The organism is Saccharopolyspora sp. (assembly GCF_017434145.1).
Classification (GTDB): Bacteria; Actinomycetota; Actinomycetes; order Mycobacteriales; family Pseudonocardiaceae; genus Saccharopolyspora_C; species Saccharopolyspora_C galaxeae.
Map to the genome: position 1 here is coordinate 1 of NZ_JAFRFW010000067.1, position 2,053 is coordinate 2,053.

Consider the following 2,053-nt stretch of genomic DNA (forward strand, 5'->3'; position numbering starts at 1 on the left):
CCCGCGGCGCCGTTCCGGCGTTCCTGCGCGGCCTGCTGCGCACGCCCGCGCGGCGCGCGGCGGTCACCGGATCCGGCAAGACCGCGGGTCTGGTGCAGCGGCTCACCGGGCTCGGTGCGGCGGACCGCGCGGAGCTGGTGCTGGAGCTGGTGCGCGGCCAGGTCGCCGCGGTGCTCGGGCACGCCGATGGCGCGGCGATCGAACCGGACCGGGCGTTCACCGACCTCGGCTTCGATTCGCTCACGGCGGTCGAGCTGCGCAACCGGCTGGCGACCGCGACCGGGCTGCGCACGTCGGCGACCGTGGTGTTCGACCATCCGACGGCGCGGGCGCTGGCCGGGCACGTGCTCGACGAGCTGATCGGCTCGAACGAGGCCGACGCCGCGGACGCTCCGGTGCGGACCGCGGGCGATGAGATCGTGATCGTCGGCATGTCCTGCCGCTATCCCGGCGGAGTGTCCTCGCCGGAGGACCTGTGGCGGCTGGTGCGGGCGGAGGCCGACGCGATCTCCGGGTTCCCGGCCGATCGCGGCTGGGACCTGGACGCGCTCTACGACCCGGACCCCGACGCGCTCGGCACGACTTACGCGCGTTCCGGCGGTTTCTTGCGCGGTGCGGCGGAATTCGACCCGGAGTTCTTCGGCATGAGCCCGCGCGAGGCGCTGGCGACCGATCCGCAGCAGCGGCTGCTGCTGGAGTCCTCCTGGGAGGCGATCGAGAGCGCCGGGATCGACCCGCGGACGCTGCGCGGCAGCCGGACCGGCGTGTTCGCCGGGGTGATGTACAACGACTACAGCGCGGTGCTGGCCGGTGGTGAGTTCGAGGGCCACCAGGGCAGCGGGACCGCGCCGAGCATCGCCTCCGGCCGCGTCGCCTACACCTTCGGGCTCGAAGGCCCTGCGGTCACAGTGGACACCGCGTGCTCGTCGTCGCTGGTGGGGATGCACTGGGCGATGCAGGCGCTGCGCGCGGGGGAGTGCTCGCTGGCGCTGGCCGGAGGCGTGACGGTCATGTCCACTCCGGCGGCGCTGATCGAGTTCTCCAGGCAGCGCGGCCTTTCGCCGGACGGGCGCTGCAAGGCTTTCTCCGACTCCGCGGATGGCGTGGGCTGGGCCGAGGGCGTCGGAATGCTGGTGCTGGAGAGGCTGTCCGACGCGCAGCGCAACGGGCACGAAATCCTCGCGGTGGTGCGGGGTTCCGCGGTGAACCAGGACGGGGCGTCCAACGGGCTCACGGCGCCGAACGGGCCGTCGCAGCAGCGCGTCATCCGGCAGGCGCTCACCGGAGCCGGTCTGTCCACCCAGGACGTCGATGTGGTGGAGGCGCACGGCACCGGCACCGCGCTCGGGGATCCGATCGAGGCGCAGGCGCTGCTGGCGACCTACGGGCAGGATCGGGAGACGCCGCTGCTGCTGGGCTCGGTGAAGTCCAACATCGGGCACACCCAGGCCGCCGCTGGTGTCGCGGGCGTGATCAAGATGATCATGTCGATGCGGCACGGGGAACTGCCCGCCACGCTGCACGCCGAGCAGCCTTCCGCGCACGTGGACTGGGAGGACGGTGCGGTCGAACTGCTCACCCGCGCGGTGCCGTGGCCGGCTGCGGACCGTCCGCGGCGCGCTGCGGTGTCGTCGTTCGGGATCAGCGGAACCAATGCGCATCTCGTGCTGGAGCAGCCGGAATTCCCTGCTGCTGCAACGGAATCCTCGGATGTGCCGGAGTCCCTTGATGGCCCGGAAGCTCTGGCCCCGGACGGCCGGAACTCCCCGGGCCGCCCTGCACCGTCGGAGAACGCTGCATCGTGGGAGGAAACTGCATCGCCGGAGACCGCCGCCTCCGACGTGGTCGTCTGGCCGGTGTCCGGCCGCACCCGCGCCGCGCTGCGCGCGCAGGCCGCGCGGCTCGTCGAGCACCTGACCGAGCGCCCCGAGCTGCGCCCGGCCGACGTGGCGCACTCGCTGGCCACCACCCGCACCGATTTCGAGCACCGCGCCGCCGTGCTCGGCACCGACCGGGACGAGCTGCTGGAGGCGCTGCGCGCGCTGGCCGCCGA

At 73.3% G+C, this 2,053-nt stretch carries 1 protein-coding gene; it reads left to right on the forward strand.

Annotated features, from left to right (window positions below):
• Window positions 1–2,053: type I polyketide synthase (locus IJH84_RS01725; RefSeq protein ID WP_295139464.1), on the forward strand; the 2,053-nt coding region annotated here is incomplete at both ends.